Source organism: Clostridioides sp. GD02367 (assembly GCF_045900275.1).
GTDB classification, from domain to species: domain Bacteria; phylum Bacillota; class Clostridia; order Peptostreptococcales; family Peptostreptococcaceae; genus Clostridioides; species Clostridioides difficile_A.
In genome coordinates, this window is sequence record NZ_JBJODK010000042.1 from 1 (window position 1) to 421 (window position 421).

A 421-nucleotide genomic window follows, 5' to 3' on the forward strand; every position below is an offset into this window, starting at 1 on the left:
CAATTTAATAAACGAGCGGGAATAGTTCAGTGGTAGAGCGCAACCTTGCCAAGGTTGAAGTCGCGAGTTCGAATCTCGTTTCCCGCTCCAAATTTTATGTTTATATTGTAATGTGGGTGCATAGCTCAGCTGGATAGAGCAACGCCCTTCTAAGGCGTGTGTCCGGGGTTCGAATCCCTGTGCGCTCACCACATATATATTGGGGATTAGCCAAGTCGGTAAGGCACATGACTTTGACTCATGTATGCGTAGGTTCGAGTCCTGCATCCCCAGCCAAATAAAATATGGTCTATTAGCTCAGTCGGTAGAGCACCTGACTTTTAATCAGGGTGTCCCGCGTTCGAGTCGCGGATAGATCACCAATGGAGAGGTGTCCGAGTGGTTTAAGGAGCTGGTCTTGAAAACCAGTGACTTCGAAAGG

4 tRNA genes are annotated in these 421 nt (G+C 48.2%); all 4 read left to right on the forward strand.

From position 1 onward, the window contains the following. Positions 1 to 15 precede the first annotated feature (15 nt). The 4 genes from Q3223_RS19570 to Q3223_RS19585 all read left to right on the forward strand — a co-directional run bounded on the left by Q3223_RS19570 (position 16) and on the right by Q3223_RS19585 (position 362). Positions 16 to 90: transfer RNA gene (locus Q3223_RS19570), tRNA-Gly, on the forward strand. A gap of 24 nt (positions 91 to 114) precedes the next feature. After that, positions 115 to 191 (forward strand) — tRNA-Arg (locus Q3223_RS19575). Between the two features lie 9 nt (positions 192 to 200). Then, positions 201 to 276, forward strand: a tRNA-Gln gene (locus Q3223_RS19580). Between the two features lie 10 nt (positions 277 to 286). After that, a tRNA-Lys gene (locus tag Q3223_RS19585) sits at positions 287 to 362 on the forward strand. Positions 363 to 421 lie beyond the last annotated feature (59 nt).